18 protein-coding genes and 1 tRNA gene are annotated in these 11,381 nt (G+C 66.4%); 4 read left to right on the plus strand and 15 right to left on the minus strand.

Annotated elements, in window-relative coordinates; translation table 11 throughout:
- Positions 1–32 precede the first annotated feature (32 nt).
- Complete coding sequence (gene arfB, locus KBY70_RS09695; protein ID WP_254988342.1) at positions 33–485, plus strand: alternative ribosome rescue aminoacyl-tRNA hydrolase ArfB; 453 nt, start codon at positions 33–35, stop codon at positions 483–485.
- 69 nt (positions 486–554) lie between these two features.
- Here arfB and mazG read toward each other — a convergent pair whose 3' ends face one another.
- The 3 genes from mazG to KBY70_RS09710 are packed head-to-tail and all read right to left on the minus strand — an operon-like array spanning position 555 to position 2,893.
- Positions 555–1,460, minus strand: coding sequence for a nucleoside triphosphate pyrophosphohydrolase (gene mazG / locus KBY70_RS09700; RefSeq protein ID WP_254988343.1), 906 nt, complete (start codon positions 1,458–1,460; stop codon positions 555–557).
- Positions 1,457–1,972 (minus strand): DUF2227 family putative metal-binding protein, encoded by a 516-nt coding sequence (locus KBY70_RS09705; protein WP_254988345.1) that lies wholly within the window; start codon positions 1,970–1,972, stop codon positions 1,457–1,459. The genes mazG and KBY70_RS09705 overlap by 4 nt, the downstream gene beginning before the upstream one ends.
- A 3-nt stretch (positions 1,973–1,975) precedes the next feature.
- Complete coding sequence (locus KBY70_RS09710; protein ID WP_158217010.1) at positions 1,976–2,893, minus strand: lysophospholipid acyltransferase family protein; 918 nt, start codon at positions 2,891–2,893, stop codon at positions 1,976–1,978.
- A 98-nt stretch (positions 2,894–2,991) separates the two neighbouring features.
- Here KBY70_RS09710 and KBY70_RS09715 point away from each other — a divergent pair.
- The 3 genes from KBY70_RS09715 (at position 2,992) to KBY70_RS09725 (ending at position 4,824) form a co-directional block, all read left to right on the plus strand.
- Positions 2,992–3,063, plus strand: a tRNA-Val gene (locus tag KBY70_RS09715).
- Between the two features lie 503 nt (positions 3,064–3,566).
- Positions 3,567–4,454, plus strand: a complete 888-nt coding sequence (locus KBY70_RS09720; protein WP_254988346.1) for a hypothetical protein — start codon at positions 3,567–3,569, stop codon at positions 4,452–4,454.
- Between the two features lie 115 nt (positions 4,455–4,569).
- A complete protein-coding gene (locus tag KBY70_RS09725) occupies positions 4,570–4,824 on the plus strand; it encodes a type II toxin-antitoxin system Phd/YefM family antitoxin (protein WP_094558873.1) in 255 nt (84 codons plus the stop codon).
- Between the two features lie 40 nt (positions 4,825–4,864).
- Here the strand turns inward: KBY70_RS09725 and KBY70_RS09730 are convergent, their stop codons facing one another.
- From KBY70_RS09730 to KBY70_RS09785, 12 genes are all read right to left on the minus strand, one after another.
- The gene (locus KBY70_RS09730; protein ID WP_233128372.1) at positions 4,865–5,314 is read right to left on the minus strand and encodes a type II toxin-antitoxin system VapC family toxin; all 450 of its coding nucleotides are present in this window, start codon (positions 5,312–5,314) and stop codon (positions 4,865–4,867) included.
- A complete protein-coding gene (locus tag KBY70_RS09735) occupies positions 5,301–5,636 on the minus strand; it encodes an AbrB/MazE/SpoVT family DNA-binding domain-containing protein (RefSeq protein ID WP_094558872.1) in 336 nt (111 codons plus the stop codon). The genes KBY70_RS09730 and KBY70_RS09735 overlap by 14 nt, the downstream gene beginning before the upstream one ends.
- Before the next feature lie 24 nt (positions 5,637–5,660).
- Positions 5,661–5,897, minus strand: a complete 237-nt coding sequence (locus tag KBY70_RS09740) for a helix-turn-helix domain-containing protein (RefSeq protein WP_143592814.1) — start codon at positions 5,895–5,897, stop codon at positions 5,661–5,663.
- The gene (locus KBY70_RS09745) at positions 5,897–6,655 is read right to left on the minus strand and encodes a KilA-N domain-containing protein (RefSeq protein WP_254988348.1); all 759 of its coding nucleotides are present in this window, start codon (positions 6,653–6,655) and stop codon (positions 5,897–5,899) included. Before KBY70_RS09745 ends, KBY70_RS09740 begins: the two co-directional genes overlap by 1 nt.
- A gap of 44 nt (positions 6,656–6,699) precedes the next feature.
- Entirely contained in the window at positions 6,700–7,008 is a 309-nt protein-coding gene (locus tag KBY70_RS09750) for a hypothetical protein (RefSeq protein ID WP_094558870.1), read from the minus strand.
- Positions 7,009–7,611: 603 nt separating this feature from the next.
- On the minus strand, positions 7,612–8,337 hold the full coding sequence (locus tag KBY70_RS09755; RefSeq protein WP_409996048.1) for a ZIP family metal transporter: 726 nt from the start codon (positions 8,335–8,337) through the stop codon (positions 7,612–7,614).
- 46 nt (positions 8,338–8,383) lie between these two features.
- Positions 8,384–8,821 carry a hypothetical protein gene (locus tag KBY70_RS09760; protein ID WP_254988349.1) on the minus strand — a complete coding sequence of 146 codons (438 nt, stop codon included), beginning with the start codon at positions 8,819–8,821 and terminating at the stop codon, positions 8,384–8,386.
- A 72-nt stretch (positions 8,822–8,893) separates the two neighbouring features.
- Positions 8,894–9,115, minus strand: a complete 222-nt coding sequence (locus tag KBY70_RS09765) for a hypothetical protein (protein WP_094558868.1) — start codon at positions 9,113–9,115, stop codon at positions 8,894–8,896.
- 90 nt (positions 9,116–9,205) lie between these two features.
- A complete protein-coding gene (locus KBY70_RS09770; RefSeq protein WP_315859727.1) occupies positions 9,206–9,862 on the minus strand; it encodes a rhodanese-like domain-containing protein in 657 nt (218 codons plus the stop codon).
- Positions 9,863–9,931: 69 nt separating this feature from the next.
- Entirely contained in the window at positions 9,932–10,585 is a 654-nt protein-coding gene (gene pdxH, locus KBY70_RS09775) for a pyridoxamine 5'-phosphate oxidase (protein ID WP_254988350.1), read from the minus strand.
- A gap of 47 nt (positions 10,586–10,632) precedes the next feature.
- Positions 10,633–10,761: a hypothetical protein gene (locus tag KBY70_RS09780; RefSeq protein WP_254988351.1), complete on the minus strand. Its 129-nt coding sequence runs from the start codon at positions 10,759–10,761 to the stop codon at positions 10,633–10,635.
- Between the two features lie 126 nt (positions 10,762–10,887).
- Positions 10,888–11,381: peroxidase family protein (locus tag KBY70_RS09785; RefSeq protein ID WP_315859728.1), on the minus strand; the 494-nt coding region annotated here is incomplete at its 5' end.

Here is an 11,381-nt window from a genome sequence, read left to right on the forward strand (position 1 = left end):
CGCCGGTGTGTCGCCCGTGACAGGCTCAGGCCATGGCCCCAGCGCGCCCCAGCGACGACCTGCAGGTGACCCCGGCGGTGCGGATCCCGGCGGCGGAGCTGGCCTGGCGCTTTTCGCGCTCCTCCGGCCCGGGCGGCCAGAACGTGAACACCACCGACTCGCGGGTGGAGCTGGTGTTTGACCTGACGGCGTCCCGGGCGTTGCCGCCTGTGTTGCAGGCCCGTGCCCTGCGGCGGCTGGAGGACAAGCTCGTGGATGGGGCGATCGTGATCGCCGCCAGTGAACACCGCTCCCAGTGGCAAAACCGGGTGGCGGCCCAGCGGCGCCTGGTGGAGCTGCTGCAGGAGGCGCTCAAGCCACCGCCGCCGCCGCGGCGACCCACCAAGCCCACCCGGGGTTCCAAGGAGCGGCGCCTGGCGGCCAAGAAACAGCGCAGTGCCATCAAGGGTCAGCGGCGCTCGCGTCCCCAGCTGCCGGAGGATTGAGGGGTTGGTGGCGGTGTCCCTGAATCTGTACGGCCTGTACAGAACTCGCGACGGTGTTGTTGCGGGGGCTCAGCCGCCTGGCGGTTGGGCGTGTTCAGCCCGGATCTGGGCCTTGGCCTGCTGCCACAACGCCTCCAGCTCGCGGATGCTGCGGCCCTGCAGCTCGCCGCCCAGGGCTGCCTCCACGCGGGAGAAGCGATCGAGGAAGCGGCGGTTGGTGCCGGCCAGGCCGGCCTCGGGGTCGAGACTGCACCAGCGGGCCACGTTCACCAGGGTGAACAGCACGTCACCCAGCTCCTCCTGGGCATGGGCCCGATCGCCGCTGGCCATCGCTTCCGCTACGGCCTCCTTGAGCTCGTCGAGCTCCTCGTGCACCTTCTCCCACACACCTGTGATGTCGTCCCATTCGAAGCCGGCCGCGGCGGCTTTTTTGGAGATGGTCATGGCGCCGGCCAGGGCGGGCTGGCCGCGCACCTTGCCCGCCAGGCGATCGCTGAGGGGGCTGGCTGAGGGGGCATGGCTTTCGCCTTCGGCCCACTCGGCCCGTTCCTGCTGCTCCTCGGCCTTGATCGCCTCCCAGTGGGCCCGCACTGCTGCGCTGTCGGCCGCCTCGACCTCGCCGAACACATGGGGGTGGCGGCGCACCAGCTTGGCGTTCAGCCCCTGGGCAATTTGCGCGAGATCAAAGCGACCTTCCTCACTGGCGATCTGGGCGTGCAGCACCACCTGCAGCAGCAGGTCGCCCAGTTCTTCGGCTAGGTGCGCGTCGTTGCCATGGCGGATCGCATCGGCCACCTCGTGGGCCTCCTCCAGCACGTAGGGCACCAGGGAGGCGTGGGTTTGCTCGATGTCCCAGGGGCAGCCACCTTCGGGATCGCGCAGTTGGGCCACCACGGCGATCAGCTCGGCGAGGGCTGCCAGGCTTGGATCGGCACGGTTTGGATTGGCACGGCTTGGATCGGTCGGGGCGCTCATCGGACGCGGCCGCGTGGTCGGCGCCACCTTCGCAGCAGCCGCGGTGTTTTGGGCATGGGATCACCGTCCTGGATCAGGTGCAGCCAGCTGCTGGCCTCCAGGCCCACCAGCGCTGCCACCACCAGCGGGCGTTGGGTCTGCCAAAGGGTGCCGCACGCAGCCAGGAGCTGTTGCGGTGGCGGCCCCCCCAGCGGTTGCAGCAGCAGGCAGATCGCCAGCAGCGTGGCCGCCAGGTAGATCAGGCGCCCGGCTGTGCCCAGCAGCGGGCTGTGGGACAGCAGCGAGCGGTGGCGCAGCAGGCGCCGGTAGGGCCACCACAGCAGCCGCAGCGGCCCCCAGCGCTGGGTGGGGTTGGAGCGGGTGTCGAGGTCGGGGGAGAGCAGCAGACCGCCCAGCAGGAAGGCCCCTCCGGCGGCGGCAACACCGGCCAGCCCCAGCCAAGGCCACCACAGGGCTCCGAAGGGCAGCGCCAGGATCCAGGTGGCGCGGTCGTGGCTGCGGCCGCTGGCCATCGCTCAGGGCCCCGCTGCCGCCAGCTTCAGCACCCGCGCTGCGGGCGGGCCGACGGGCCGCAGTCGTTCGCCGCTGCCATCACCGGCGCGCCAGCGCCGGTTGATCCAGTAGTACTGCTCGGCATAGCCCTGGATCCACGGTTCATGCCAGCGGGCTAGGGCGGCCATCTGGGCGGCGAGGGCCGTTGGGCCGCTGCCAGGCCAGAGGGGCGCCCCGAAGATCAAGCGGAAGCGGCCGTTGTCTTCGCGAACTTGGGCCACGGGAAACAGGGGACAACCTGATTTCTGGGATAGGGACGCTGGCCCCTTGGCGAAGAAGGTGGAAAGTCCCAGGAAATCGACCTGCAGCTCACTGCTGGGGCTGTAGAGGTCGGTCATCGTGACCAGGCTGCCGCCGCTGCGCAGCCAGCGGAACATGGCTTTGACGTTGCCTTGAGGGATCCAGTCGCAGTTGCTGTTGGCGCTGCGGGCCTGGTTGAGCAGGCGGTCGCTGTAGGGGTTGCGGGCGGGCCGGTAGATCACCGACAGGGTGTCAATCTGTTGACTCAGCCATCGCAGTCCAATATCCCAGCAGCCCAGATGCAAGGAGCCGATGATCACTCCCTGGCCTTGGCGGTGCAGACGCAACAGCTCCTCGAGGCCCTCTCCTTCAGCGCTGATCCGTGCGCTGTCGACAGGTTGGATGATCGATTCCAGGCAGGATAGAAAAAAGCTATCAATTGAGCGCTGCGCAATCAATTGGCGCTGGCGCATGCTGAGTTGATCGCCGTAGACGCGCTTGAGGTTCTCGATTGCTGTGGCATGGCGGTGAACGAGCCAGGGCCTGGCCAGGCGATGGGCCAGCGCAATCCCACGGATCATTGTGCGGTGGGAGCGCCCGCTCAGCACCACCAACAGCAGCTGCACAGCAAGGGCCTCCATTTGCCAGCGCAGCTTTCGCTGGAGCTGGACAGGCCGAGGCGAGCGTCTGGCCATGAATTGGGGACCGGGCCGATATTGGGGTGTAGTTTGCCTTCTGCGCGCGATTAGCTCAGCGGTAGAGCGCCTGCCTTACAAGCAGGATGTCGCTGGTTCGAACCCGGCATCGCGCATCTCAGGCAGGGCCTTGAAAATCTCCCGAAAGCCGCTTGTGCACCGGCTTTCGGGGTTCCAGCGTGTGGTTGGCTCTGCACGGGCATGCCAGGCTTGGAGGGCAACCTTCTCACATACCTTCTCACGTTCCTCCTCACATGGCTGCCCCCCTTGCCTGGGAGACGGTGCTGCGTGCGGGGGTGTCTCACTCCTTGTCTCGCCTCGGTTGTCGGCGTGGCTGGAGTGTCGCCAACCATCGCGGCCTGGTCCGACTGAACATCACGGCTAACGCCGGCGGCGGACATCGCCGCCAGCTGCTGCTGCCCATTCCCTGGGATGGGGACCATGTGGATGAAGTGCGGGATGCGGTGGTGGCCCTGCATTCGGCGTTTCAGGACGGCGAGGATCTTGAAGACGCTTTAATCAGGCTCTACCCAGGTCAGGCGCCGCTGGCTTCCACCGATAGGGCTTCCTCGTTCAGTCTGCGGCAGATCCCGCCAAGAGCCTCGCCTGGTCTGCCCTTGTGGAGCTCTACCGCGATCACAAACTCTGCGGTGGTGAGGTCAAAACCGCCACATGGGAGCGGATGTACCGGCCTCGGATGGGCCTGATGGTGGAGCTGTTGGCCGATCGTTCCAGTGGCGGGTCAGCTGATGCCGACGCGTTATTGCGACTGACGGCGGCGCAGTGGGCAGAGCGGCCTGGCTGCCGTACACGCCAGCTGCAGGTGCAGTACACCGCTGCGCTGCTGCGTTGGCTGGTGCAGCAGGGGGCACTCAGCCAGGAGTGGAGTCCTCCCCAGGATCTCAGCCCCTACATCGGCCGATCCCGTCAGCAGCGCATGGTCACCACGCCGATGGCTGTGGAGCACATCCTGGCGATGGTTCAAGCGATCCCAGATCAGCGCTGGCGTCTTTGTTTCCAGTTGATCGCTGCCTATGGCTTACGGCCCGAGGAGATCCAGCACCTGGAGCTCAGGCAGGGACGCCTTTGGTGCCTCTACGAAAAAGTGGCAGCTCGCGGTAAGACGAAGCCCAGGCCGCTGCGGCTGCTTCCTTGCGACCAGTGGTCAGCGGCCTGGAACCTGGAGGCCTCGTTCTCAGCAGATCGCCTGCCCCCGATGCGTCCCGGCCATGGTGCTCAGGACATCAGCCAGTACCTGCGGCGTCGCTCCCTCTGGATGGAGCTCAAGCGCGACTACGAAGCTCAGGGCGAAAAGCTGGTGCTCTACTCCTGCCGGCACGGCTACGCCCACCGGGCCCACGTGATCTGTGACCTGCCGCCCAAGGTCGTGGCCGCGGCGATGGGCCACAGCGTGCAGACCCACCTGGCGGCCTACAGCCGCTGGTGCGGGGATGACGTGGTGGATGACGCCTTCGCCAAGGCGGAGCAGCGTTTTCTGGTGGCATAAGGAACACCTCCTCCGCTTTGGCGAAGGCCCGGGCCGCATCCGGCTTAGCCCTGAGGGTTGCTTACGGCTCTTTCCCACGATTCAGACTGCACCGAAGAGCTGGGCCGGTTTGTTCATGGCGCATCGCGTGTTGGCCGAGATCGCAGTGAGCATCTCGGAGCACAAGAAGAACCCCATGGCCACCGTGGCTGCGGGAGATGGGATGGCCGTCGCGGTGCTCAACCGCAACGAGCCAGCGTTCTATTGCGTGCCGGCTAAGGCCTACGAGGAACTGATGGACCTGGTGGAAGACCTGGAGCTGAACCGTCTCACTGACTCGCGTCTGGCGGACGGACAGGAGCCAGTGCGGGTCAGCCTTGATGCCCTCTGAGACCGGCTTTCCTCTGCAGGCCCTGCAACGGATTGGCGACTTATTGCAGTGCTGGCCTCATTCCGAGGGCAGCCGCGGCTTGCTGCATCCGCCCATCGAAGCTGGCCAGATGGGTGCAGCGGCTGTGCAGCGCCACCGCCAGATGCAAGGCGTCACCCGCCCGGAGACCCATGGCCGAATCCTGGAGCAGCTCGGCGGCCTGGTGAAAGCGCTCGCGATCGAGGGAACGAAGTTCCACTCCGCCCTTCAGCAGGCGCTCGAACTGCTCCCCAGCGGCCTGGCGTGCTTCAGAACTGAGGCCGTGATGGCGCTGCTTGATTCCCAGGGCGCTGTGGGTTTCGGTGATCAGCCAGTCGCTGCTGATCAAGGTTTCGCGCGATTGCCCAAACCAGTCGAGCGCTTGCGCACTGCGTTCTTCTGGGGTCAGCAGAGCCACCACCACGCTGGTGTCGAGATAGATCATCGATGGCTCAGCGTCACCAGCGTTCACCGCCGCGGCATTCCTCGGTCACTGAAGGGGTGAGAGGCATGGTTGACTGAAGCTGGCGCAGATCAGCGGCCAGGGCAGAGCGATCCAGCTTGCGCAGAGGCTCCAGGCTCAGGCGGCCATCAGCTCCAACGACGATGTCGATCTGATCGCCTTCCTGCAGTCCGGCCTGACGCAGGCAATCGGCCGGGAGCCTGACCGCCAGGCTGTTCCCCCATCGGCGGATCGCCTGCGGGAAGTGCTGGCAGGCGTCAGCTGAGCGATCTTGAGGCCTGGACTGTGTCAAGGAACGCCCTCGGCCGTTCACGGCCACTCGTAGAGACATGACTCTACGTCCGCTTCGTGGCTGTCAGTGCTGCAGATGCCGCCGGCTCCAGCCGGTGATGGTGGCCTCCACGTTCTCGAGGTGCCACTGCAGGGGGCCCCGGCCCTGGGTGCAGCCCCAACGCCTGTAGTGCTTGCCGGGGGTGAGCACCCCCCGCAGCCGCAGCTGGCGGAGGGTTTCGCGGCTCATGCCCAGGGCAGCGCAGGCTTCTGCTGTCGTGACCCAGACCCGCTGGCGCGATGAGGTTGTCGGCGTCTCCATCAGCCTCCTGCCGGTTGAGCGCGGAAGCGCTGGAGGGTCTCGATCAACCAGGAGCGGCGGTAGCTCTTGACCTGGCGTGGGGCACCGTCAACGAACTGTTGGCGGCAAGGGGGCTCTTCGCCGAACTCCTGGCGGTAGGCCCTGGCCACGAGCTTGCCGGCAGCGCAGAACTGGTTGCGCGGCAGCGCTTGCTGGAACACCTCCAGCCAGGCATCTCCCAGGGTGAGCTCTTGGTCAGTCGGGGCGCCGGGCAGCAGTCCCGAACTCGCGGTGAGCACGTTGCTGCGCACGATGTCCTTGAACAGGAGTTGATCGAGTTGATCGAGGCCGCCCAGTTGCTCGAACAGGGTGATGCTGCGTTCCACCAGCGCGATCACCTCGACCTCTCGCAGCCGGGGCGGGGGCGATTCCACCGGCGCCGGTTGAGCCTGCTGGAGACTCTCCAGGAACCAGCCATCCATCCACACCGCGAACGGTGCGCTGATCCACCGGGCCAGGTCGACAGCTACCTGGGGGTGAATCCAGGTTTCGCCCCCATCAACACCTCCGGCGCGGGACTCGATCAAAGCGTGGACCGAAATTCGGGCTTCGGTCGAAAGGGCTTCCAAATACTCGTTAGCCCGGTCCGACTCGCGGTATTTGGTCCACCGCTTGCCGTTGGCTCGGCACATTGCCGTGGCGTTGACGTAGCCGTCGGTGCTGCGTCGCTGGATCGGTGTGCCATTCCAGGAAAGGGAGATCAGGGACTGGGATGCCATCGGAGCGGAAGGAGTCGGCGTAGATGAATTCGGAGCTGATTGATTCATCGGTCTGAAAGCGGTGTGATGGGGGGAACCTCACCGGCGTCAGTGCCGGCATCGGAGCGAAAGACGGAGTTGGGGCTGGCCAGCGGCTGCGGCGGCACGGGCCCGGCGAGCACGAACAGCAGGGTGCTGAGCTGAAACAGCAGTCCGAGCACAACCAGCAGGCGCAGGGCGGTGAGGCTGCTGGCCGTGACGGCCACGGTGGTGGGCCGGCGGGTGCGGCAGAAGGCAGGCAGCTGGGGACCGGGCCGGTGAAGGGGCCTGCCCCTCCAGGCCCCGGCGTTCTGGTCCTGTCGATCGAGGGGCATCAGAACAACTCCTCGTCGTCGTCCTCGCCATCCGCCGACTGTCCCGCGTCAAGCCCCTTGGCCGATTGGCGTCAATCAAGTTGGCCGGTTAGGGGAACTGATCGCCCCCCGGTTGTCGCCGGCGACAACCGGGGGGCGATGACGCTGGAGGCGACACGAAAACTGAGCTACCCATCAGTCCGAGCCGTTGCCAGCACTAACTTCCTCTGATCGGCACCAGGCGACAACCACGTTGGCCGGTTAGTCGCCGAGACCTCCGCTGAACCTTGCCCTGGAGCGCACGAGCCGGCGGACCCCAGAGTCCGCCGGCTTGTGCGGAGCTTCCTACTGGGGCCTGCTTCCATCGGCGCCAGGTTGTCGCTGGACGACAATCTCCCGGGCTGTTCTCCGCTTCTCTACGGCTGCTGTGGCTGTTGGCTGCCGCTGCGCCGGCTTGCCTGGGCGCGGCGGTGGCGCAATGGGGGCAGCCCTGGCGCACGAACACCTCCAGCACTTGTCCGGCAACGGTGACCTGCGGGACCAAGGCCAGCCAGAGCGCCAGCAGCGCAGCCGCCAATGCATGCCAGCGCCGACGCTTCATCCACCGGTGCCAACCACAGGCCATCACTGCGCCAGCGCCATCATCACCAGCAGACCTGCGCTGCACCAGACGAACCCGATGGTGGCATCACGCAGACTGCGGGCCGACTTGATCTCCGGCACCAGATCCGAAGCGGCGATGTAAAGGAAGTTGCCGCAGGCAAACAGCACAAGGCCCCCCACGGGCAGCGACCGGGAGATCAGCCAGGCGATCACCGCTCCAAGCGGGAAGGTGAGTGCCGAGATGACATTCCAGCGCAGGGCGGTGCGGGGCTTCCAGCCGCTGTGGACCAGGATCGCGAAATCCCCAAGCTCCTGCGGCACCTCATGGGCCACGGCCGCCACGAAGGCCGCCACACCGGCATCAGGGTTGAGCAGGAAGGTGCTGGCGATACCCAGACCGCCAATGAAGTTGTGCAGGGCGTCGCCCAGCAGGACCAGGATCGCCATCGGTTGGCGGGAGGCTCCGCCTGCGGCGGCATCCGGTCCGCTCCTGCCGGGATGGCGATGGGAGTGGTGCCATTGCAGGAACTGCTCCAGCGCCAGGAAGGTCATGAAGCCGGCGGCGATGCAGAGGCTGCCGCTGCGCGATGGCATCGCTTCCATTCCCTCCGGCAGCATGTGGAACAGTGCGCCACCCAGCAGCGACCCTGCCGCCAGCGACACCAGGGGCAGCAGCAGCTGCTGGAGCCGCCGGGGCGGCAGCAGCAGGGTGAGGGCACCCACCATCGCCACCAGGCTCATCAGCAAGCCCGCCGACCAGAATCCAGACCAGGCTGTTCGGAGTAGCCACCCGTCAGAGTTGACACCAGGCCCAGGCCTGCTGGTTGATCAGCAGACCGATCAAGGTGAGCACCGCCATCAGCAGCACCTGATCCGTGCGGGAGTCAGGGATGCGGATGTCGGCCGTCAGGTGCACCACGTTGGTGAGGCTGTAGACCACGCTGAACCAGAACTGAGCCGCCCGCCATGGGGCGCTGGCGCTCCAGCCCGCTGGATCGGCGATTGCATGCACCGCCACCAGAAACGCCCCCACCGGCAGCAGGAAATAGAACAGCATCGCCAGGAACAGCCGCGGCACCCGCGAGGACGCCACCTGACTCTTGATCTCCACCGAGAGGCCATGGAACAGGGGCATCAGGCCCAGTTCCACGTGGAACAGCATCACCAGCAGCCAGGCAGCCCAGAGGCCCGTGAGGCGCACCGCATAGCCGAAGGAGGCAGCGTCAGACATGGGTGTCGACCGGCACCAGGGGGCATTGGATCATCATCCGTCCTGTGGAGGAGTGCACGGATCCTGCGGGTTTCATTCTGCAAGCGAGAGGTCGATGCGTTTCACCACTGAATCCGGCAGGTTGCGCGACACCGGACAGAGCTTCATGCGCTGTTTGATGTAGGTGATCGCGTCGACGTCGGCGCGGCTGTGCTCCTGGCTTGAGACGTCTGGATCGAGCCGGATGACAAAGGCACCATTCAGCTGCTCAAGGATCCAGTCGGCGCTGGTGGTCACCGTGAATTTGCCCTCCACCTGTTGCAGCGGGATGGCCCGCTCCTGGGCATTGGGGGTTGGGTCATGGCGATCAGTGGAGGGGGGATGGAAACGGACGGGGGAGAACGATCAGGCGACGATGTCCTCGAGCGGGTAACCCTCATCGCCACAGCGGGCGAGGCCGCCGCGCAGGTTGGCCACCTGGCTGTGGCCGGCCTTGAGCAGCTGGTGGGTGGCCAGGGCCGAGCGGCTGCCGGAATGGCAGACCACCACCGGCTTGCCCGCGGGGATCTCGCCGCTGCACTGCTCCAGCTCCGGCAGGGGCAGCAGCAGGCTGCCGGCCACTTGGCAGTCGGGGCCGTGGAATTCCTCGGCGGAGCGGACATCAAGCAGGGTCAGCGCTTCGCGGTGCTCGGCCACCCAGCTGGGCGGCAGCTCGGGCAGCCCCGCATAGCTGCGCTGCAGCGGCGCCCAGCTGGGCGCGGAAGCAGAGGCGTCGCGCGGCTTGCCGGATCGCAGATTGCCCGGGAGGGCCTCGGCGATCTTGTGCGGGTGCGGCAGCGTCATGGCCTCCATGTGGCCCACGAAATCGCGCTCCGTCGCGGCGCCGCCGAGCCGGGCGTTGAAGGCCTTTTCTTCTGCCACCGAGGTGACCGTGCGGCCGGTGTAGTCGTGGGCGGGATAGAGCAGGCAGCTGTCGGGGAGGCTGAACAGCTGCTCGGTGATCGAGCGCCACAGGGTGTGTGCATTGCCCTGCTGGAAATCACAGCGGCTGCAGCTGCGCACCAGCAGCGGCTGGAAGCTCAGCTGCAGCAGCTGCAGGCCGCCTGATCCGCCGGCGGCGGCACAGCTGCTTCACGGCGCCAGCCGCTCGATCAGCCAGGTATCGCCGTTGCGCCGGTAGCGAAAGCGATCGTGCAGGCGGTGCAAGCCTCCTTGCCACACCTCCAGTTCTTCAGGGATTACCCTATACCCACCCCAGGCAGGCGGCATGGGAATCTCACCCTGCCGGAAGCGTTCGGTGATCGCCCGCCACTGGTCTTCCAGCACCTGCCGGGAGGAGATCACACGGCTCTGCTGCGACACCCAGGTCCCGAGGCGACTGCCTTGGGGACGCGAACGGAAATAGGCCAGCGCATCGCCCAGGCTGATGCGCTCGGCTCGTCCGAGGATGATGCATTGCCGTTCAAGGCCATACCACGGAAACAGCAAGCTCACCGCCGGATGAGCTGCGATCTCCTGGGCCTTGCGGCTGTTGGTGTTGGTGAAAAAGACGAACCCCCGCGCATCAAAGGCCTTGAGCAGCACCGTGCGGGCGCTGGGGCGCTGGCCATTAACGCTGCCCAGCACCATGGCGTTGGGCTCGAGCAGGTTGGCCTCCACGGCTTCCTCAAACCAGCACCGGAATTGTTCCACCGGATCGGGATGCAGGTCGCTGCGACGCAAGGTGGCGCGCCCGTAATCCCGGCGAAGGGGGCCCAGGTCAACCCTTTCATCGGCCCCTGTCATGGCTGCGACGCTCCCGTTGCGGTTCAGCCTATTGAGATCTGTGAGAGCTATTCCAGATGCCTCTGCTCGTCTTCCTTAAGTTCGCCGAACACCATGGCGATCACCACCGTCATGCCGATGGCCAGCGCGAGTGCCAGAGCGGCTTTCACGGGCACAAGAAGGAAGATGGCTTTCATCGTGATGAGCTCCGTCTGACCCGCTGGACAAGGTCCTGTCACTCCAGGCTGTTAGCCGCTGGCTTTGCGAAGGCGTTCAGGCTCTGATCTGCTGCGTAGTCGCAAGCATTTGCTGGCAGGGTTTGTTCATCGCTTGAGGTCGAAGCGATCGGCCTCCATCACCTTCACCCAGGCGGCCACGAAGTCGCACACCAGGCGGCCGGCACCATCGCTCTGGGCATACACCTCGGCAATGGCCCGCAGCTGGGAGTTGGAGCCGAACACCAGATCCACCCGGGTGCCGCTCCAGCGCAGCTGCCCGCTGCGGCGGTCCCGCCCCTCAAACAGCTCGCCGCTCTCGTCGACGGGGCTCCAGCTGGTGGCCATGTCGAGCAGGTTCACGAAGAAGTCGTTGCTCAGCACTCCGGGCCGCTCGGTGAACACGCCATGGCGGCTGCCACCGGTGTTGGCACCCAGCACCCGCAGGCCGCCCACCAGCACGGTCATCTCCGGAGCGCTCAGGCCCAGCAGTTGGGCGCGGTCCACCAGTAGGTGCTCGGCGGCCACGCTCATCGGGCTCTTCTGCCAGTTGCGGAAGCCATCGGCTTGCGGCTCCATCACCGCAAACGAGGCCGCATCCG

The sequence above is a fragment of the Cyanobium sp. ATX 6E8 genome (assembly GCF_024346335.1).
Taxonomy (GTDB): Bacteria; Cyanobacteriota; Cyanobacteriia; order PCC-6307; family Cyanobiaceae; genus Cyanobium_A.

What these genes read in the sequence shown, in the direction of transcription:
- arfB (WP_254988342.1), top strand. Translation starts at nt 33, where the DNA reads ATGGCCCCAGCGCGCCCCAGCGACGACCTGCAGGTGACCCCGGCGGTG.
- mazG (WP_254988343.1), bottom strand. Translation starts at nt 1,460, where the DNA reads ATGAGCGCCCCGACCGATCCAAGCCGTGCCAATCCAAACCGTGCCGAT.
- KBY70_RS09705 (WP_254988345.1), bottom strand. Translation starts at nt 1,972, where the DNA reads ATGGCCAGCGGCCGCAGCCACGACCGCGCCACCTGGATCCTGGCGCTG.
- KBY70_RS09710 (WP_158217010.1), bottom strand. Translation starts at nt 2,893, where the DNA reads ATGGAGGCCCTTGCTGTGCAGCTGCTGTTGGTGGTGCTGAGCGGGCGC.
- KBY70_RS09725 (WP_094558873.1), top strand. Translation starts at nt 4,570, where the DNA reads ATGGCGCATCGCGTGTTGGCCGAGATCGCAGTGAGCATCTCGGAGCAC.
- KBY70_RS09735 (WP_094558872.1), bottom strand. Translation starts at nt 5,636, where the DNA reads ATGTCTCTACGAGTGGCCGTGAACGGCCGAGGGCGTTCCTTGACACAG.
- KBY70_RS09740 (WP_143592814.1), bottom strand. Translation starts at nt 5,897, where the DNA reads ATGGAGACGCCGACAACCTCATCGCGCCAGCGGGTCTGGGTCACGACA.
- KBY70_RS09745 (WP_254988348.1), bottom strand. Translation starts at nt 6,655, where the DNA reads ATGGCATCCCAGTCCCTGATCTCCCTTTCCTGGAATGGCACACCGATC.
- KBY70_RS09750 (WP_094558870.1), bottom strand. Translation starts at nt 7,008, where the DNA reads ATGCCCCTCGATCGACAGGACCAGAACGCCGGGGCCTGGAGGGGCAGG.
- KBY70_RS09760 (WP_254988349.1), bottom strand. Translation starts at nt 8,821, where the DNA reads ATGTCTGACGCTGCCTCCTTCGGCTATGCGGTGCGCCTCACGGGCCTC.
- pdxH (WP_254988350.1), bottom strand. Translation starts at nt 10,585, where the DNA reads ATGACAGGGGCCGATGAAAGGGTTGACCTGGGCCCCCTTCGCCGGGAT.
- KBY70_RS09780 (WP_254988351.1), bottom strand. Translation starts at nt 10,761, where the DNA reads ATGAAAGCCATCTTCCTTCTTGTGCCCGTGAAAGCCGCTCTGGCACTC.